The sequence below is a fragment of the Williamsia muralis NBRC 105860 genome (assembly GCF_001598915.1).
GTDB classification, from domain to species: Bacteria; Actinomycetota; Actinomycetes; order Mycobacteriales; family Mycobacteriaceae; genus Williamsia; species Williamsia muralis.
Genome location: NZ_BDAP01000001.1, coordinates 1,003,127 through 1,022,567, shown reverse-complemented (window position 1 = coordinate 1,022,567; position 19,441 = coordinate 1,003,127). Strand labels below are relative to the sequence as shown.

Genomic DNA, 19,441 nt, shown 5'->3' with positions numbered 1-19,441 from the left:
TCTACGGGCAGCCGAAACGCGTTAGCGAATCGCCGGAGTGTGTGTCTGTCACAACTATCTCACCAGCACCGGAATCTAGACGAGCGGTAGCCAGTGATCGATCTCCCTGGCGCGACTCCCCGATGCGGTGACCATCCCCGAGTCGATTGCGTCGACGAGTTCGAGCTGTCCCGTCACCAACAACAGCCACGTGCGCGAATTTGTTTCCACCACATTCGGCGGCGTGCCCCGGGTGTGCCGAGGTCCCTCGATGCACTGCACCGCGACGAACGGGGGAACCCGCACCTCGACCGACGAACCAGGTGCGACCTGAGCGAGGGTGCGGGCAGAGGTTCGCACGGCATCGGCCAGTTCGGCTCGTGTCGGCTCGGCGGCGGCGGGATCGTTCAGCCACGGTTCGACCAGCGCCACCGCGGCACGCATGGCTGCCGGGTCGACCGGCTTACGAGAAGGCACACCCAATCGTGGCACGCCCACCGATGCACCGATGGGCGCGTGGTCGTCGGGTCGTGTGCTGCGGGCAGCTCCAAGACTCCCGAGTGATCTGACTCGGGCGAGTCGACGTGTGCGAGGCGCCGGCGTGACGGTTCCAGAACGAAGTTTCCGACGTGAAGGTTTTGGGCGAGGTGAGAGGGTACGTGTCCTTGCCCCTTCTAATTTATAGCGCACCCAGGGGCTTGCGGCAAGACCCGGTTGAGGGCGCAAACTCACTGTCCACGGCCAACATTCGGCCCTTCCGTGCGGTGGCAGCAAGCCGTCGCGATGCGAAGCCGTCAGAGGAGATGAGCGCTTGAACCCGTTGTCCACCAGTGTTTTCGACCTGCCCCACCACCTGGCACGCAAAGCCGACCCCGCACTGATCGCGCACGATGAGCATTATTTCACCGAGGTCGCGAGGAGTTTGAAAGAGTCGATATCGAACCTGCGAGATCGCATCGACGCGGAACGGAAGGCGCCGGGAGGCGAGGGTCGGGCGGCCATGGATCGGGACATGGAGGTCCACCGGCTGACTGCACGTCTGCGCACACTGCGGCGGTTCGGCGTCGACCTGTGTCTCGGGCACATGGTGGGCGCGGACGGTTCCGAACCGGTGTATATCGGGCGACTGGGACTGACGGACAGCTCTGGGCGGCAACTGATGGTCGACTGGCGCTCCCCCGTCGCCGAGCCGTTTTTCGGTGCCACCCATGCCGATCCGATGGGCCTGACCCGACGCCGTCGCTACCGATGGTCCGGCGAGAAGATCACCGACTACTGGGATGAGGTCTTCATCATGGAAGGTCAGGTGGTCGCAGACTCGGAACGCAGCGCAGCGCTCGATGACCAGTCGGCGTTCATCGCAAGTCTGGGACAGAACCGATCGGCCAAGATGCGCGACGTCCTGGGCACGATCGCGGCGGATCAAGACGCCATCATCCGCGGCGGATCGCGCGGCGCACTCGTCGTCGACGGTGGACCGGGCACCGGCAAAACCGTTGTCGCACTGCACCGAACCGCCTACCTTCTCTACTCTGACCCGCGCCTGGGCCATCAACGGGGCGGCGTGCTGTTCGTCGGCCCACACGAGCCCTACCTGGCTTACGTCGCCGATGTCCTGCCCAGTCTCGGAGAAGAAGGAGTGCGGACATGCACCTTGAGAGACCTTGTGCCGGAGGGTGCGAAGGCGAAGGTCGAAGCCGACCCCGCGGTGGCGCGACTCAAGGCTTCGGCGGACCTGGTGAACGCCGTCGAGGTGGCCGTCCGATTCTATGAGAAACCGCCGGCGAAGGGCATGACCGTCGAGACCGACTGGAGCGAGATCTGGCTGAGCGCCGAGGACTGGGCGGCGGCTTTCCGGTCACCGGACCGCGGCACACCCCACAACGAGGCACGCGAGGCGATCATGGAGGAACTGATCGAGATCCTGATCGACAGGTACCGGGGTGACGTCGGAACCGATCAGGTTCGAAAGTCGCTGCGGGAGAATGACGATCTGCGCGCCGCGCTGAATCGGGCCTGGCCGATGGTGGACGCCACCGACCTCGTCGGGGATCTGTGGTCTGTTCCCGCCTACCTCCGCATGTGCGCGTCCTGGCTCGACGCCGAGGAGGTCGCCGCATTGCAACGGCCCGATCCCCGGGCGTGGACTGTCTCCGACCTGCCTCTTCTCGACGCCGCCCGACACCGACTGGGCGACCCGGAGGCCGCCTCACGCATCCGCCGCCGACGTGCAGCCCTGCGGGCCGAACACGAACGCCGATCCGGGGTGGTCGACGACCTCATCGCATCCGACGACTCCGAACTGCGCGTGATGTCGATGTTGCGCGGCCACGACCTGAGCCGGGCTCTGGTCGACGACACCGACCGGCAGGACGACTCGAGCGATCCCCACGCGGGCCCGTTTGCCCACATCGTCGTCGACGAAGCACAGGAGTTGACCGACGCCGAATGGCAGATGTTGTTGCTACGGTGCCCTTCTCGTAGTTTCACCATCGTCGGCGACCGCGCGCAGGCACGGCACGGCTTCACGGTGACCGACCCTGGATCGTCCGAGGTTCGGATGGAGTCCTGGCGGGAAAGACTCGAACGCGTCGGACTCGACCGCATCGACGTCGCGACGCTCGGCATCAACTACCGCACGCCCGGGGAGGTCATGACCGAGGCCGAACCTGTGATCCGGGCCGCAGTGCCCGATGCCAACGTGCCGACGTCGGTCCGTCGCAGCGGCTTCCCGGTGGAACACCGATCCGTCACCGACCTCGGTCCCATCATCGAGCCCTGGCTGGCGGAGAACCCGGACGGCACGGTCTGTGTCATCGATGACGACGAGGTGGACACAAGCAGATTCGGCGAGCCTGCGCGCGTCCGATGGTTGACGCCACAGCTGTCGAAGGGGCTCGAGTTCGATCTGGTCATCCTGATCGACCCGGAGTCGTTCGGTGTCGGTGTCGAGGGCGCGGTGGATCGCTACGTCGCGATGACCCGCGCGACGCAGCGACTGGTGGTGCTCACCGGTTCGTGACGGCACGACCGGCAGAACCGGGCCGCCGCGTCGAGGCGATATCCTGCGGACAGCCCAGAACCCGAGAAGGAGCGTCACCACCATCAGCGCCACCCTGCATGCCGCCGGACTGTCCGCAGGTCACGGTGAGCGGACGTTGTTCTCCGATCTGGACCTGACCGTTGCGGAGGGCGACGTGTTCGGGCTGGTCGGCGCCAACGGTGCCGGCAAGTCGACGCTGCTGACGCTGCTCGCCGGCCAGGGCACAGCCGACTTCGACGGCACGATCACGCTCAGTCCCCCGGATGCCGAGGTCGGCTACCTGGCCCAGGAGGCCGAGTTCGTCTCCGGGGAGTCGGTCCGGCACTTCCTGTGCCGCCGGGTGGGGGTGGCGCAGGCGCAATCGGCGATGGACGAGGCCGCCGCCGCACTGGCGGACGGCGGCGACGACCTGTATTCGCCGGCACTCGAACGCTGGCTGCACCTGGGTGGGGCGGACTTCGACGAGCGCGCCGACCAGGTCACCTCGGAACTGGGCCTGACGATCGACCTGGACGCACCGATGACCACCCTGTCGGGTGGACAGGTGGCCAGGGTCGGCCTGGCGGCGTTGTTGTTGTCCCGCTACGACATCCTCCTTCTCGACGAACCGACCAACGACCTCGACCTCGACGGGCTCGATCAACTCGAGAACTTCGTCCGCGGCGCTCGCACACCGCTGGTGATCGTCAGCCACGACAGGGAGTTCCTGGCCCGGACCGTCACGGGCATCATCGAACTGGACCTCGCCCAGCAGCAGGTATCGGTGTATTCCGGCGGTTACGAAGCGTTCCTCGTCGAACGCGAGGTGGCCCGTCAGCATGCGCGCGACGCGTACGACCAATACGCCGACACCAAGAACGCGTTGACCGAACGTGCACAGATGCAGCGCGGCTGGATGGAGCACGGTGTGCGCAACGCGCGCCGTAAGTCCAAGGACAACGACAAGATGGGTCGCGCGGTCCGGTTGGAGTCCACCGAGAAGCAGGCGGCCAAGGCCAGGCAGACACAGCGCCGCATCGAACGCCTCGACGAGGTGGCCGAACCCCGGAAAGAGTGGGAGCTGCGGATGGAGATCGCCACTGCTCCACGGTCAGGCACCGTGGTGGCCACCCTCAACGACGCGGCTGTCATCCGCGACGGCTTCACCCTCGGACCCATCAGCACGCAGGTCAACGTCGGCGACCGCATCGTGATCACCGGAGCCAACGGTTCCGGCAAATCAACGCTTCTCGGCCTACTCCTGGGCGCCGTCACCCCTGACCAGGGCACGGCTGCATTGGGCGCGGGAGTCCTCGTGGGTGAGGTGGATCAGGCGCGTGCATTGTTCACCGGCGAGACCCCACTGGCCGATGCTTTCGCCGTGCAGGTCCCCGATCTCACCGAGGCCGACGTGCGCACCCTGCTCGCCAAGTTCGGTCTGCGCGGTCACCACGTGACGCGGCCGGCCGATTCGCTGTCGCCCGGTGAACGCACCCGCGCCGCCCTGGCGCTGTTGCAGGCCCGCGGGGTGAATCTGCTGGTACTCGACGAACCGACCAACCACCTGGACCTGCCGGCCATCGAGCAGTTGGAGCAGGCAGTCGAGTCGTTCTCCGGGACAGTCCTGTTGGTCACGCACGACAGACGGATGCTTGCCACGGTGCGCTCGACACGCAAATGGCGCCTGGACGCAGGCCGGTTGTCGGAGACTCTGGCCTGACGGCAGTTCTGCACAGGCCCCGTCGGCGAGAACATCACGGGAAGTCCGTGACACCATGAATCAATGGGCACGGATGTGAACACCCAAGAGTTCAGCCGCGAGGACCGCCGACTGTTCCGCGAACAGGTCGGGCGATGCACCGAGGCTGTGGCCCGAATGCTGGCGAACGGACTCTTCACCGATCAGGGCAATCCACCCCAGCCGTTACTCGGCATGGAGGTCGAACTCAATCTGGTCGATCGGGCGATGAACCCGGCGATGTCGAATGCCACTGTGCTCGAGGCGATCGCCGACCCCGACTACCAAACCGAGTTGGGCCAGTTCAACATCGAGATCAACGTGTCGCCCCGCCCATTCGTCGGCGGCGACACCGTGTCGCTCGAGCAGGCTCTGCGTGATTCACTCAACCGCGCCGAGGAACGCGCGGCCGGCACCGACAACCACCTGGTGATGATCGGCATGCTGCCGACGCTGCGCCAGGAACACTTTGCGCATCAGTGGATTTCGGCCAACCCCCGGTACGATCTGCTGAACCAGCAGATCTTCGCCGCCCGCGGCGAAGACATCGAACTCGACATCACCGGAGTCCCGCTGACCCCGGGTGGCGAATCCGAACGGCTGCGCACCTCGATCGACTCGATCTTGCCCGAGGCGGCGTGTACGTCACTGCAGCTGCATCTGCGGGTGGCACCTGAGGATTTCGCAGATCACTGGAACGCGGCACAGGCCATCGCAGGTGTCCAGGTGGCCCTGGCAGGCAATTCGCCTTTCCTGGCGGGCCGGGCACTCTGGCATGAAAGCCGCATCCCGGTGTTCCAGCAGGCCACCGACACCAGGCCACAAGAACTCATCAATCAGGGCGTCCGTCCGCGCGTGTGGTTCGGAGAGCGTTGGATCACAACAATTTTCGACCTCTTCGAGGAGAACACCCGATACTTCCCGTCGCTGCTGCCGGTGGTCTCCGACGAGGATCCACTCGAACAGCTCGAGGCGGGGACCATCCCGGAACTCACGGAGCTGCGTATGCACAACGGCACCGTCTACCGCTGGAACCGTCCGGTGTACGACGTGGTCGACGGCCACGCGCATCTGCGCATCGAAAACCGGGTGTTGCCTGCAGGACCGACCGTTGTCGACATCATGGCCAACGCCTCGTTCTACTACGGCGTGCTGCGTGGCCTGGTCGACGCCGAACGGCCACTGTGGTCGCAGATGTCGTTTGATGCCGCGGCCGAGAATCTGCAGGCGGCGTCACGTGACGGGATCGACTCGCAACTGTATTGGCCGACACTCGGCTGGGTACGACCAGACGAGCTCGTGCTGCGAAAGTTGTTGCCGCTGGCCGATGAAGGGCTACAGGCGTTCGGCGTGGGCGCCGACGCCCGCGACCGCTACCTCTCGGTCATCGAGGGACGTGCCCTCAACCGGCAGACCGGCTCGGTGTGGCAACGCGCCTCGGTGCAGGCACGCGAGCAGGCCGGCGACAGCCGTGAGGAGGCGCTGGCTGGGATGCTGCGCGAGTACATAGAACGCATGCATGACGGCGCGCCCGTGCACACCTGGGATCTGTAACGGTCGCGAGTCTCGGCCGCGTTGTCTACCGCGCCGCGTTCTTGATGAATTCCTCCACGCCCGCAGCAGGTTTCACGCCGCCGAAGTAACCGCCGCGCACGTGCCTGCGCAGCGCGGCATCGTCGGTGGCCCGGGCTGCGGAATGCCAGAGGTAGGCGTCGTGCAAGATGATGTCGCCGCGTTCGGCGTAGACGCCCACCTCACCGCGGATCTTCTCGAATCCGAGCGGCATCTCGAACGGTGGTGTGCGGTCGGTGCGGCCGCCCGAGGGTCGCGCCGTCGACGGCACCGACACCCCGTTGGCGTTGCGATACGGCGCAGGGGTCGCCCACAGGTGACTTCCCGGCACCACCCGCAGGAATCCGTTAGCCGGGCTGGTGCCGTCGATGTGCACGGTGAAGGCAGTGCTCGGCCAGACATCGAGGCTGGGGCTCGCCTGCCAGTCGGAGTGCCAGCCGATACGCGTGTAACCGGATTCCTTACCCGGCCGGGCATCTTGGTACACCACGCCGTTCTGTTCGTGAGCCCGGATCCAACATGATTCGCCGACAAGCTGTTTCATGATGTCGATCAGCACGGGGTGGGTGATCGCGGCGTCGACCGCCGGCGACAGTTCGCTGATGTACTCCACGTAGTTGGCGAACTTGTCGGCCTTGGCCACCTCATCGAGGAACACCGTCGAGCCGTAGCGGTCGTCGAGTTCCCCGGACACCACCTTCTGCTGGGCGTCGACGCACTCCGCTTCGATGGCCGCGGTGTCGGCTTCGGCGAGCATCCCCCGCAACACGACGTAGCCGTGCATGTCGTAGAACCAGAGGAGACCCTCGATGTCGTCGGGTCCGTATACGCCGGGGCCTGCGGTCACAATTGTCATTCACCAGACGTTAGCCCTGGTCAGGAGTTCTCTCAGGGCGAGCGCGTGCTGTCGTCGAAGTTGTCACGTGGTCTTAATACGAGCCCGTGACCAGTCCCCTCACCCAGGCGACGTAACTGGACGGTTCATCAAAACTAGAACATGTTCTAGTGTGGTGCCGAACCGCCGGGGAGTGGCCTGAAGCCGAGCCTCGCCACAACGAAAGTGATCGTCATGAAAGCAGCAGTCACCGGAGCCGCAGGATTTGTGGGTCGCAATCTCGTCGACCGTCTGGTCGCCGACGGTCATTCCGTCGTCGCCATCGACAGGCACCACCCCGTCGATGTCGCCGACCACGGTGCGGTCAGTTGGGTGAGCGCCGACATCCTCGATCCCGAATCGATCACCGAGGCACTGACCGGAGTGGACGTGGTGTTCCACCTGGTCGCGGTGATCACGCTGCGCCACACCGACGACAACGCCTGGCGGATCAACACCGAAGGTGTCCGCAACGTCGCAGAAGCAGCCCTGGCCGTGGGCGCCCGGCGCATGGTGCACTGCAGTTCGATCCACTCGTACGACCAGTACACCTGCGGTGGTGTCATCGACGAGACATCGAGCCGGTCGGACAACGCCGAGCTGCCGGTCTACGACAGGTCGAAATGGGCAGGTGAACAAGAGCTGCGCAAGGTCATCGACCGCGGACTGGACGGGGTGATCTGCAACCCGACCGCCGTGATCGGCCCGGTGGACCACACCCCGTTCTCACGCATCAACGGGATGCTGCTGGATTCGGCGCGTGGCCGCGTGCCCGCACTGGTCACCGGAGGATTCGATCTCATCGACGTGCGTGATGTCGCGGCCGGCCTGATCGCCGCGGCCGAGCACGGCCGGACCGGTGAGAACTATCTGCTCACCGGGCAGATGGTCACCATGCTCGAGGCATTCCAGATGGTCGCCCGAGAAGCAGGGCGTCGCGGGCCGGCATTCGCGTTCCCGATGAGCATGGTGAAGGCCATCCTGCCGGTCGCCGAGCCCCTCTGCCGACTCTTCAAATCCGATCTGATGTCGAAGGCGGCGCTCGGGTCCCTCGAGGCCTCCCCGGTGGTCGATGGCACCAAGGCCCGCACCGAGCTCGGCCACTCGCCGAGGCCGGTCACCGAGACGATGCGTGACTTCGTGACCTTCATGGTGGCCGAGGGGCAGCTCAAGGTCGCCGGGAGCAAGGCTTCGGCCGACACCGGCGCCACACCGGCGGCCATCTGATGGTCGCCGGTGGTCACCTCAGTCCTTGGTGACCAATCCCCGACCGGTGATCTGTGGGAGGTCCAACGCGGTCAGCAGACCGGGCTGGGCCTCCACCACGGCCTGGACGGCGTTCACCAAACGCATTGCGGTGACCAGCATTCCGGAATCGTTGTGATCGCCGTTCTCGCCGTGGTGCACGAAGTCGACCGTCATCACCGGATCGCCGGTGATCTCGATGCGGTAGCAGCCGTCGCCGTGACTGGGGATCGGCCACTCGGGTTGGGCATCGGCCTTCGTGCGGGTGACGTGTTCGAGAATGATGCGCTCAGATCCGTTGACGGTGCCGATCACCTCGAACCGCACCGCAGCCATCGTCCCCTTGGCGATGTGGCACGACGCGATGTCGTAGTCCTCTTCGGCAGGTCGGCGGTCGATCCGCTCCACGAGGGGCTCATCGAGGGTCAGGTCGAGACCGGCAGCCAGTTGCCGCACGACGGGACCCCACGCCAACGACAACACCCCCGGCATCCAGAGCATCGACTGATGGTCCATGGGTTTACCGAAACCGAACAGCTCGGTCATCGTCATGGGCTGGTAGTACGTGGAGTAGTCGGCGATCTCGGCCACTCGCAGCTCGTCGATCCGCTTGGACAACGACGTCATCGCCAGCGGCAGGACATCGTTGGCGAAACCCGGATCGATGCCGTTGACGTGGAGACTCGCGTTGCCCGCTCGTGCTGCCGCGCGTATGCGCTCGTTGAAGTCGTCGGGGAACACACCGTCCGGATAGACCAGCGCAACCGGTCCGGACGAGACCACGTTGACCCCTGCTTCGAGGAAGCTGATCAGGTCCTCGACCGATTCCATGATGCGGTCGTCGGTCATGGCGCCGTGAACGATGCAGTCGGGGCGCAGCGCCAGCAGTTCTTCTTTGTCTCCGCTGGCAGCGATTCCCAGCTCGCGGCCCAGGCCGGCGAGCTCGCCGACGTCCTTGCCGACCTTGTCGGGATTCGACACCCAGACCCCGACGAGTTCGAGTTCGGGGCGGGCGAGCACACCCGCTATCGCCAGCTTCCCGATCGTGCCGGTTGACCAGACCACTACACGTAACGCCACTTCATGACCTCCAGGACAGAAACTAGAACACGTTTCACCCTAGACCCCGCCCACCCCGAAAGTGGTGGGTTTCGGTGAGCAAACCTGCTGGTCGGCGTCCCCGAAACCCACCACTTTCGGAGGGTGGAAGACGACTACATCTCTTCGGCACCCACCAGCGCGGCTTCTTCGAGACGGCGTTCGGTGGCGGCAGCGGGCTCGGGCTCCGATTGCGTCCCCACCACTGCGATGGCGGCGACCGCGATCACGCTGTAGCCCACGGCAAACCAGTAGGGGGCTGCGTTGGTGCCGAACCACTCCGCGAGATGGGCCACCAACAGCGCCGACACCGCCGCACCCATCCAGCGCAAGAAGTTGTATCCGGCACTCGACACCGACCGCGGACCGGTTCCTGCCGCCATCGCCATGCCGGTCAGCGCAGTGTTCAGCACACCGGACGGGATCCCCGAGACGATGATCGCGGCCATCACCAACGGCTTGAGGTCACCGGCCGTGCCGATGGCCGCAACAGCCATCACGATGCCGAAGACACCGACAGCAGTGATCACGCCGAGCCGCTCGCCGAGGGCCTCGACCACCCGGGGTGCGAGTGTCACGCCGCTGAGCGCGACGCAGAGGCCCCACCCGACGAACACCAGCCCCAGGAAGATCGGTCGCATGTCCAGAACGATCGGCGCCCACGCGATCACGGTGAAGAATCCGGCCGTATAGAACGCCGAGCCGATACCTGTCACCAGGAGCCTACGATTTCGCAACGCACGCAACGGGTCTGCGATACCCACCTTGGGGCGCGCTGTCGCCGGACCATCCTTCGACAGCTTCATCGCGCAGAGCAAGGCGCCGATCGCCATGAGGACCGCCGTACCGGCAAAGGGGGCGCGCCACGTCCATTCACCGAGAATCGCACCGAGCAGCGGCCCGACAGCAAGCCCGACCCCGAGGGCTGCCTCGTAGAGCAGGATCGCACCGTGTTGTCCGCCGCGGGCCGATCCCACGATGAAGGCGAGTGCTGTCGCCATGAACAGGGCGTTGCCCAACCCCCACGCCACCCGCAGGGCGATCAGCTCGCCGATTCCGTTGGCGGTTGCCGAAACACCCGCTGCGACAACGATGAAGGCGAGCCCGGCGATGAGTGTGCGTTTCGGCCCGAAGCGGTAAGAGCTGTATCCGGTGATCAGCATCGCGAACACCTGCACGCCCATGTACACCGCGAACAGCAGAGTGACCTGGTCGGCGCCTGCATCGAGTTGCTTGGCGATCTCCGGCAGGATCGGGTCTACGAGACCGATACCCATGAATGCGATGACGGCGGCGAATGCCGTGGCCCACACCGCAACCGGCTGCCCGCGAACTGCGTCCAGAAATCCGTGGTGTTCAGCAACCTGTGACGAATCAGCTTGCCTTGTTGTCATGTTCACTCCTCTTCTTCAAATCGTGAGGGCACTCGACTCATCGAGACTCTCGAGTTGTGCGCGCAGCGATCGCAATGCGGGGACGGCGGCTCGGAGGGCTCGCAACTCGTCGTCGGTCATGCCCGCCATCGCGCGGGCGAGCACCTCGTTGCGCGCCGACTGCAGCTGCGCCATCTCACGCCGCCCGTCGTCGGTGATGCTCACCTGCACGGCCCGTCGATCATCGGGATCGGGGTCGCGACGCAGCAGCCCGTGACCGACCAGCACATCCACGGCCGCTGTCACGGTCGGCATCCGCACGCCCTCGCGGCGGGCCAGTTCTCCCATCCGCATCGGGCCGTGCTCTGCCAGGGTCGCCAGGGTGGAGCCCTGCGCCGCGGTGTATTCGCCGAACGGTGACCGTCGGCGAATCGTCAGATACACCCGGGCCATCGTCGGGCGGATGGCGTCGGCCAGGTTGGTCAGCTCATTGTCGAACACTTAGCAAGGGTAATACTTAGGACCTCGAACTATCAAGGAGAGCCGCGTCCCCAGTACCCCATTTTGGTGGGTTAGGGCGACCGAAACCGCAGGTCGCGGACGCCAGAACCCACCAAAATCGGGCTAGCCGAAGAGGGCTGGGAGCGTTACTTCGAAGGTCTCGCGCAATTCGGTCAGCGGGATCGAGAACTGATCCTGGATCTCGACCGAATCGCTGCCCTGATCCACCACGCCGATGCGGGTCCACGGCATCTGCCGCGCGTCGAGCATGCCGGTGAACCGGGTCTCCTCGGTACGCGGCACCGCGACCAGAACTCGGCCCGACGACTCGGAGAACAGCCACACGAACGGGTCAGCGCCTTCGGGAAGCAAGATCCGGCAACCGGTCTCGCCCGCGAGTGCGCCCTCGACGACGGCCTGCGCGAGGCCACCCTCGGACAGGTCGTGCGCAGCGGACACCAGGCCATCGCGCGACGCTGCGGTGAGGATGGCGGCCAGCAAACGCTCACGCTCGAGGTCGACAGCAGGCGGCGTGCCACCGAGGTGGTCGTGCACCACCTGCGACCAGATCGATCCATCGAACTCGTCATGGGTATCACCGAGCAGGATCAGGGTCTCCCCCGGCTCGGTACCGAAACCGGTCGGGATGCGACGACGCACGTCGTCGATGACACCGAGAACACCGACAACCGGCGTCGGCAGGATGGGCGTGGCGCCGGTCTGGTTGTAGAAACTCACGTTTCCGCCGGTGACCGGGATGCCCAATTGTGCACAGCCGTCAGCCAATCCGCGCACGGCCTGCTGGAACTGCCACATGACGGCCGGGTCCTCGGGCGACCCGAAGTTCAGGCAGTTGGTGACGGCCTTCGGGGTCGCGCCGCTGACGGCGACGTTGCGGTATGCCTCGGCCAACGCGAGCTGCGCGCCGCGATAGGGATCGAGGTAGGTGTAGCGACCCGACGCGTCGGTGGACAGCGCGATACCGCGGCCCGACGACTCGTCGATCCGGATCATTCCCGAGTCCGCATGTTCGGCCAGCACCGTGTTGCCCCGCACGTAGCGGTCGTACTGCTCGGTGATGAACCGCCGACTGCACAGCGCGGGCGAGGAGATCATCTGCAGCAGCGTGTCACGCAGCTCGTCGCCGGAGGCCGGCCGCTTCAGATCCTTTGTCGTGGAGGCGATCACGCCGTCCTGCCACTCCGGACGCGCGACGGGACGCTCGTAGACCGGCCCTTCGTGGGCGACGGTCCGCGGCGGAACATCGACCACGGTTTCGCCGTGCCAGGTGATCTCGAGGTGCTCACCATCGGTGACCTCGCCGATGTCGGTGGCCAGCACGTCCCACTTGCGGCAGACCTCCATGAACGCCTCGACGTTCTCCGGCGCCACCACGGCACACATGCGTTCCTGCGACTCGCTCGAGAGCACCTCGGCCGGGGTCATCCCGGTGGCCCTCATCGGGACCTTCTCCAGTTCGATGCGCATCCCGCCATCACCGGCAGCAGCCAATTCGGAGGTGGCACACGACAATCCGGCACCGCCGAGATCCTGGATGCCGATGACGATGCCCGCCTTGTACAGATCTAGGCAGCACTCGATGAGCACCTTCTCGGTGAACGGATCGCCGACCTGCACCGCGGGCAGCTTCTTCGGGCGGCCACCGGCGCTGTCGTCGAAGGTCTCCGACGCGAGCACCGACACACCGCCGATCCCGTCGAGACCGGTCCGGGCACCGAACAGGATGATCCGGTTACCGGTCCCCGACGCGAACGCCAGGTGCAGGTCCTCGACCCGCATGACGCCGGCGCAGAGCGCATTCACCAACGGGTTCCCTGCGTACGACGCGTCGAACACCGTCTCACCGCCGATGTTCGGCAGACCCAGGGAGTTGCCGTACCCGCCGACACCGCGCACCACACCGTCGACCACCCGGCGGGTGTCCGGCGCGTCCGCGGCACCGAAACGCAGTTGGTCCATCACGGCGATCGGGCGTGCACCCATGGCCATGATGTCGCGGACGATGCCGCCCACACCGGTCGCGGCGCCCTGGTAGGGCTCGACATACGACGGGTGGTTGTGCGATTCGACCTTGAAGGTGACAGCCCAGCCGTCGCCGATGTCGACCACACCGGCGTTCTCACCGATGCCCGCGAGCATCGAGGAGCGCATCTCGTCGGTGGTGGTCTCGCCGAAATACCTCAGATGCACCTTGGATGACTTGTACGAGCAATGCTCGGACCACATCACCGAATACATGGCCAGTTCGGCGGCGGTCGGCCTGCGGCCCAAGATCTCACGGATCCGCTGATACTCGTCGTCCTTGAGGCCCAGCTCGCGAAACGGCTGGGGCTGGTCGGGGGTATCGGCGGCGACGGAAACGGTATCTACGTCTGCACTCACGGTGACAGTCTAGGCGGAGGCCGGCAGGCGGGGTGATCTCGTCCTCCTCGCGGTAGTGTCTCGGGCAGCGCAGCGGGAGTGGGAACTGTGCGCGGGGGGCCAGACCAGCTGATTCGTCGTTCGGCTGGTCGGTACACAGGGGGAAACGACCATGATCGACACAGGGCAGTCGCGCTCGTCTGCCGCCAAGGCACGCCAGTTGTTCGACTTCGCGGTCCGGTCGTCGGGGATACCGATCGACGGCGAGCAGTATCCGGCCGATCCGGCCAAGGCCGCGCTCGCATTCACCCGGGCCACCGAGTGGGCGCCCATGATGGCCGACGCCTGGCTGGGGCGGGTGGCGTCCGGGGACAACTCTGCCTCCGTGTTGCTCCAGCTGTACCGCTGCCGTGCGACGATCGGCGCCGAGCAGCGTCGGCTGGGGCTTCCGCCGCGAACGTTGTCCGGCCGCTTCTCCACCGGCCTGTACATCGACTATCCGTTGGCCGACCGGACCGAGGCCATCGTGGCGTACGCGGCCACGCTGATCGCCGGCGCCGACTACCAGGGAGCCGAGGACGCCCTCGACGAGGCGGCCGCCGAATGTGCCGACCGGGGCCTGCCACCGATCGTGGACTACCTACGGGCCAGCCTGCACTTCCGCACCCAGCGCTGGACAGACGTGCTCACCGCACTGGCTCCGTCGACCACGTGGACGGACGAGTACATGAACGCCGGCGCCGACCTGATGGCCGGATCGGCGTGCGTGCAGATGGGCCTGTTCACCGAAGGTGTACGGCGACTCGAAGCCGCGGCGAATGGGCCGATCCCCGCCGCGGCGACGGCGGCGATGTTCACCCACGGGCTGGCCTTGCGCGAACAGGGCATGGAGGCGCCGGCTCGTGAACGGTTCGAGGCCGTGTATTCCCGTGACCCCTCGTTCTCGGCCAACTCCAAGGCCCTCTCGGATCAGCGTTTCCGGTTGGTGATCACCACCGCCGAGACGATCGCCTCTCGTAGCGACCGCTGGGACCCGGCCACTGCAGCAGAGACGGTCGCGGCCTCGGCGTCTGCTCCTGACGACTCCGAGGGAAGTCTGCTCGCGGCGGCACAGGCCGAACTCGCCGAGCAGATCGGCCTCGAATCGGTCAAGAGCCAGGTGACCAAGCTGCAGTCGGCAGCCACCCTGGCGAAGATCCGATCGGACAAGGGTCTCGCGACCGGCCCACGCAGTCTGCACCTGGCATTCACCGGTCCACCCGGCACCGGCAAAACCACCATCTCGCGCATCGTCGCCAAGATCTATTGCGGGCTCGGTCTCATCAAAACCGATGCGGTGGTGCAGGTGTCACGTCGTGATCTGGTGGGCGAACACCTCGGTAGCACGGCCATCAAGACATCGGAGGTGATCGACCGTGCGATGGACGGCGTGCTGTTCATCGATGAGGCCTACACGCTGGTGCAGAGTGGCCTCTCCGGCGGCGACGCGTTCGGTCGCGAAGCCGTCGACACCTTGCTCGCGCGGATGGAAGACGACCGCGACCGGCTGGTGGTGATCATCGCAGGCTATGACGCAGAGATCGACCGGCTGCTCGCCGCGAACGAGGGAATGTCGTCACGATTCTCCAAGCGCATCAGATTCGACTCCTACAGTCCCACCGAACTCACCCAGATCGCCGATCTTCTTGCCCGCAAACGTGATTCGTTACTGTCGACGGAAGCGCTCCGGGAACTCGAGATGGCGTGCGCTCCCCTGTGTCATCAGGTCGAGCTCGACGAGTTCGGCCGGGAGCGTCGCATGATCGACCTCGCGGGCAACGGGCGCTTCGTCCGCAACGTGGTCGAGAGCGCCGAAGAAGAACGCGAACACCGTCTGACAAGCGGCACCATCGAACTCGCCGACCTCGACGACGACGCACTCATGCGCATCGAGGCCTCCGACATGCAGGCCGCATTGGCCGGTGTGCTCGGCGGATTGCGGAGCGGACAAGGTCGGGTCCGGTAGACCGGCCCCGCGAATCCTCAGCCGGCAGCTCGGGTCACTTCCAAGATCGACTCGGCGAGTTCAGGCCTGCAGATGACAAGATCGGGTAGATAGACGTCGCGCTGGTTGTACTCCAGCGACAGTCCGTCGATCCGACTGCACCACAACCCATGTGACTTCGCCACAGCCACCGGCGCGGCCGAGTCCCACTCGTACTGTCCACCGGCGTGCACATACGCGTCGGCCTCACCCCGAACCACTGCCATCGCCTTGGCGCCTGCCGATCCCATCGGAAGCAGCTCACCACCGATGGCCGTGGCGACCGACTCGGCGAAAGCGGGAGGCCGCGAGCCGCTGATGACCACGCGCGGCTTGTCGCCCCGCGGTGTTCTCGCCAGACCGGTGGTGGGTGGCACCGGCGCCCCATCGTTGACGTAGGTGACACCGAGCCCCGGCAGCGAGACCGCGCCGACCGTGAGCCCCAACCCCTTTTCCCACAGTGCAACGTGCACAGCCCAGTCGGTGTGGTCGTCCAGACCGTATTCCTTTGTGCCGTCCACAGGGTCGACGATCCACACGCGGTCGGCGTCCAGTCGGGACAGATCGTCGGCCGATTCCTCGGACAGTACGGAATCGCCCGGCCGTTCACGCGCGAGCGCGTCGAGCAGGAACTCGTTGGAGCGCAGGTCCCCGGCCTTGCCCAGTTCTTTGCCGTTCAGCGATGGGTCTGATCGGAGTTCGACCAGCAGATTCCCGGCCTCGGTGGCAAGACGACCGGCGAGCTCTGCATCGGATGAGGTCACAGTCACACGCCCAGGTTACGGCGGATGGCCTCCGCGACGTCGGCAGGCGCACCGTCACCGGGGGTGATGACGACGTCCGCCGCTTCCGGTCGCTCGTAGGGCGAACTGATGCCGGTGAAATGTGCGACCTCACCACGACGCGCCTTCGCGTACAGCCCCTTCGGGTCGCGTTCCTCGCAGACCTCGAGCGGCGTGTCGACGAACACCTCGAAGAACGGCAGGCCGCGCTCGGCATGGACCTCGCGCGCCCGCTCGCGTTCGGCGGCGAAGGGGCTGATCAGCGAAACGATCGCAACCGCACCCGAGTCCGCGAAGAGTGCCGCGACCTCGGCGGTGCGCCGGATGTTCTCCCGGCGATCGTCGTCTCCGAACCCGAGATCGGAGTTCAGCCCATGGCGGAGATTGTCACCGTCCATCAGGTAGGCCGGACGGCCTTCGGCCACCATCGATCGTTCCAGTTCCGATGCGATCGACGACTTCCCGGAACCGGACAGTCCGGTCAACCAGATGGTCGCCCCACGATGGGAGCGCTGCTCCCTGGTCACCGACGAGCTGTGCCAGACCACGTGGGAGTCGTTGCTGACCGGACCGTTGATCATCCCGGCGCCGACGGTCTTGTTCGTCGCCTCGTCCATCAAGATGAAGCTACCCGTGAAGCGATGCTGGCGGTACGAGTCGAACATCATGGGTTGCTGGGTGCGCAGACGGACGCGCCCGATCTCGTTGAGCCGCAACTCCTGTGGCCCCTCCTCACGATGGAGGGAGTTGACGTCGAGTCGATAGGTGAGGTCGCCGATCACGGCCTTCGACTCGCGGGTCGAGCTCTGGATGGTGTAGCGGTTACCCGGCTTCAACTCGGTGTCCTCGGAGAACCAGCACACCATCGCATCGATGTCGCGACCTACGTACGGTCGATTGTTCGGACGGGCGAGCATCTCTCCGCGGGTGATGTCGATCTCGTCGGCGAGCGAGACGGACACGGCCATCGGCGCGAATGCCTCGTCGAGCTTGCTGCCGCCGGGGCCCCAGATCTCGGCCACGGTGGTGCTGAATCCGCTGGGCAGCACCACCACTTCGTCGCCGGGCTTGAACGTTCCGCTGGCAATGGTTCCGGCGTAGCTGCGATGGTCCGAGCCGTCGCTGACCTGAGGACGGATCACGTATTGCACCGGCAGCCGGGCGTCGATGAAATTGCGGTCCGAGGCGATGTGGACGTCCTCGAGGTGTCCGAGCAGCGAGGTACCCCGATACCAGGGCATGTGGACCGACGCATCGACCACGTTGTCCCCGAGCAGCGCCGACACCGGGATGAAGCTGAGGTCGGTCACGTTGAGTTTGCTGGCGAATGCGCTGAACTCGTCCTTGATCTCGGTGAATCGTTCTTCCGACCAATCCACCAGGTCCATTTTGTTCACACACAAGACGATGTGCGCGATGCCGAGCAACGACGACAGGAAGGCGTGCCTGCGGGTCTGCTCGAGCACTCCCTTGCGGGCGTCGATGAGAACGAGTGCCACGTCGGCGGTGGATGCCCCGGTCACCATGTTGCGGGTGTACTGCACATGCCCGGGGGTGTCGGCGATGATGAACTTGCGCTTGGGTGTTGCGAAGTACCGGTACGCCACGTCGATGGTGATGCCCTGCTCGCGCTCTGCACGAAGGCCATCGGTCAGCAGCGCGAGGTTGGCGTATTCGTCGCCGCGTTCGGAGCTGGTGCGCTCGATCGACTCCATCTGGTCGGTGAAGATGCTCTTCGAGTCGTACAGCAGCCGGCCGATCAGTGTGGACTTGCCGTCGTCGACGCTTCCGGCAGTTGCCAACCGCAGCAACTCTTTCCGTCCGCGCCGTACGGGCTCGCCGATGATCAGTTCCTGGTCGACGGTCATCAGAAGTATCCTTCTTTCTTGCGATCTTCCATGCCGGACTCCGAGATTCGGTCGTCGGCTCGGGTTGCACCGCGTTCGGTGAGTCTGGTGGCGGCCACTTCATCGATGACCTGCTCGACCGTGACGGCGTCACTGAGCACACATCCGGTGCACGTCGCGTCGCCGACCGTCCGGAACCGCACCTGCTCGGTGTGCACCGCCTCGCCGGGTGCGAGTTCCACGTACGGCGTCTTGGCCAGCAGCATCCCGTCCCTGGGCACCACTTCGCGCCGATGGGCGTAGTAGATGCTCGGTAGTTCTATCTCTTCGGCGGCGATGTACTGCCAGATGTCGAGTTCGGTCCAGTTGCTCAGGGGGAATACCCGGATGTGCTCACCTTTGTTGTGGCGGCCGTTGTAGAGGTTCCACAGTTCGGGCCGTTGCGCTCGTGGATCCCAGGCGCCGAACTCGTCTCGGAAGCTGAAGACCCGCTCCTTGGCGCGCGCCTTCTCCTCATCGCGTCGCGCGCCACCGAAGACGGCGTCGAAATTGTTCTCCCGGATCCCGCGCAGCAGCGATGTGGTCTGCAGCCGGTTACGACTGGCACCCGGACCGGTCTGTTCCACCACCCGGCCGGCGTCGATGTCGTCCTGCACACTCGAAACCACCAGTCGAACACCGGTCTTCTCGACAACCCGATCCCGGTAGTCGATGACCTCGTCGAAATTGTGCCCGGTGTCCACATGCATGAGCGGAAAGGGAACCGGCGCAGGCCAGAACGCCTTGCGCGCCACGTGGAACATCACCACCGAGTCCTTGCCGCCGGAGAACAGCAGCACCGGCCGCTGCGCCGTCGCGGCGACCTCTCGGAAGATGTAGACCGATTCCGCCTCGAGCGCGGCCAGATGGGTGAGCTCGTACCCCGTTGTCAGCACCGTGAGAATCCTCTCGCGTCGTTCGCCTCGCCAGGACTTGACCTGTCGAATATCCGACACTAGTGTTTGA

At 65.6% G+C, this 19,441-nt stretch carries 14 protein-coding genes; 5 read left to right on the top strand and 9 right to left on the bottom strand.

Going from position 1 to position 19,441, the window contains the following annotated elements; genetic code table 11:
• Positions 1–75: 75 nt before the first annotated feature.
• Positions 76–456: a sterol carrier family protein gene (locus WIMU1_RS04945; protein ID WP_031332026.1), complete on the bottom strand. Its 381-nt coding sequence runs from the start codon at positions 454–456 to the stop codon at positions 76–78.
• Positions 457–790: 334 nt separating this feature from the next.
• On the opposite strand from WIMU1_RS04945, the gene helR reads away from it, so the two are divergent.
• The 3 genes from helR to WIMU1_RS04930 all read left to right on the top strand — a co-directional run bounded on the left by helR (position 791) and on the right by WIMU1_RS04930 (position 6,293).
• Positions 791–3,001, top strand: coding sequence for an RNA polymerase recycling motor ATPase HelR (helR, locus tag WIMU1_RS04940; RefSeq protein WP_062795340.1), 2,211 nt, complete (start codon positions 791–793; stop codon positions 2,999–3,001).
• A gap of 82 nt (positions 3,002–3,083) precedes the next feature.
• Positions 3,084–4,721, top strand: coding sequence for an ABC-F family ATP-binding cassette domain-containing protein (locus WIMU1_RS04935; protein WP_062795339.1), 1,638 nt, complete (start codon positions 3,084–3,086; stop codon positions 4,719–4,721).
• Positions 4,722–4,784: 63 nt separating this feature from the next.
• The gene (locus WIMU1_RS04930; protein ID WP_062795338.1) at positions 4,785–6,293 is read left to right on the top strand and encodes a glutamate-cysteine ligase family protein; all 1,509 of its coding nucleotides are present in this window, start codon (positions 4,785–4,787) and stop codon (positions 6,291–6,293) included.
• Positions 6,294–6,318: 25 nt separating this feature from the next.
• Here the strand turns inward: WIMU1_RS04930 and WIMU1_RS04925 are convergent, their stop codons facing one another.
• On the bottom strand, positions 6,319–7,167 hold the full coding sequence (locus tag WIMU1_RS04925) for a phytanoyl-CoA dioxygenase family protein (protein WP_062795337.1): 849 nt from the start codon (positions 7,165–7,167) through the stop codon (positions 6,319–6,321).
• Between the two features lie 213 nt (positions 7,168–7,380).
• On the opposite strand from WIMU1_RS04925, the gene WIMU1_RS04920 reads away from it, so the two are divergent.
• Complete coding sequence (locus tag WIMU1_RS04920) at positions 7,381–8,412, top strand: NAD-dependent epimerase/dehydratase family protein (RefSeq protein WP_062795336.1); 1,032 nt, start codon at positions 7,381–7,383, stop codon at positions 8,410–8,412.
• A gap of 18 nt (positions 8,413–8,430) precedes the next feature.
• On the opposite strand, the gene WIMU1_RS04915 is transcribed toward WIMU1_RS04920, so the two are convergent.
• The 4 genes from WIMU1_RS04915 to purL form a co-directional block, all read right to left on the bottom strand.
• Positions 8,431–9,510 (bottom strand): NAD(P)H-dependent amine dehydrogenase family protein, encoded by a 1,080-nt coding sequence (locus WIMU1_RS04915; RefSeq protein ID WP_023957328.1) that lies wholly within the window; start codon positions 9,508–9,510, stop codon positions 8,431–8,433.
• 134 nt (positions 9,511–9,644) lie between these two features.
• Positions 9,645–10,922, bottom strand: a complete 1,278-nt coding sequence (locus tag WIMU1_RS04910) for an MFS transporter (RefSeq protein ID WP_062795879.1) — start codon at positions 10,920–10,922, stop codon at positions 9,645–9,647.
• A 15-nt stretch (positions 10,923–10,937) separates the two neighbouring features.
• The gene (locus WIMU1_RS04905; protein WP_245969115.1) at positions 10,938–11,402 is read right to left on the bottom strand and encodes a MarR family winged helix-turn-helix transcriptional regulator; all 465 of its coding nucleotides are present in this window, start codon (positions 11,400–11,402) and stop codon (positions 10,938–10,940) included.
• Between the two features lie 123 nt (positions 11,403–11,525).
• Positions 11,526–13,805: a phosphoribosylformylglycinamidine synthase subunit PurL gene (gene purL / locus WIMU1_RS04900; protein WP_062795335.1), complete on the bottom strand. Its 2,280-nt coding sequence runs from the start codon at positions 13,803–13,805 to the stop codon at positions 11,526–11,528.
• Positions 13,806–13,956: 151 nt separating this feature from the next.
• Between purL and eccA the strand changes: the two genes are divergently transcribed.
• Positions 13,957–15,789, top strand: coding sequence for a type VII secretion AAA-ATPase EccA (gene eccA, locus WIMU1_RS04895; protein WP_062795334.1), 1,833 nt, complete (start codon positions 13,957–13,959; stop codon positions 15,787–15,789).
• Positions 15,790–15,806: 17 nt separating this feature from the next.
• Here the strand turns inward: eccA and WIMU1_RS04890 are convergent, their stop codons facing one another.
• Genes WIMU1_RS04890 through cysD form a run of 3 tightly spaced genes read right to left on the bottom strand, consistent with a single transcriptional unit; the run spans position 15,807 to position 19,371 of the window.
• Positions 15,807–16,577, bottom strand: a complete 771-nt coding sequence (locus tag WIMU1_RS04890; RefSeq protein WP_084247992.1) for a 3'(2'),5'-bisphosphate nucleotidase CysQ — start codon at positions 16,575–16,577, stop codon at positions 15,807–15,809.
• On the bottom strand, positions 16,574–18,457 hold the full coding sequence (gene cysC / locus WIMU1_RS04885; RefSeq protein ID WP_062795332.1) for an adenylyl-sulfate kinase: 1,884 nt from the start codon (positions 18,455–18,457) through the stop codon (positions 16,574–16,576). Before cysC ends, WIMU1_RS04890 begins: the two co-directional genes overlap by 4 nt.
• On the bottom strand, positions 18,457–19,371 hold the full coding sequence (gene cysD / locus WIMU1_RS04880) for a sulfate adenylyltransferase subunit CysD (RefSeq protein ID WP_120803039.1): 915 nt from the start codon (positions 19,369–19,371) through the stop codon (positions 18,457–18,459). Before cysD ends, cysC begins: the two co-directional genes overlap by 1 nt.
• Positions 19,372–19,441 lie beyond the last annotated feature (70 nt).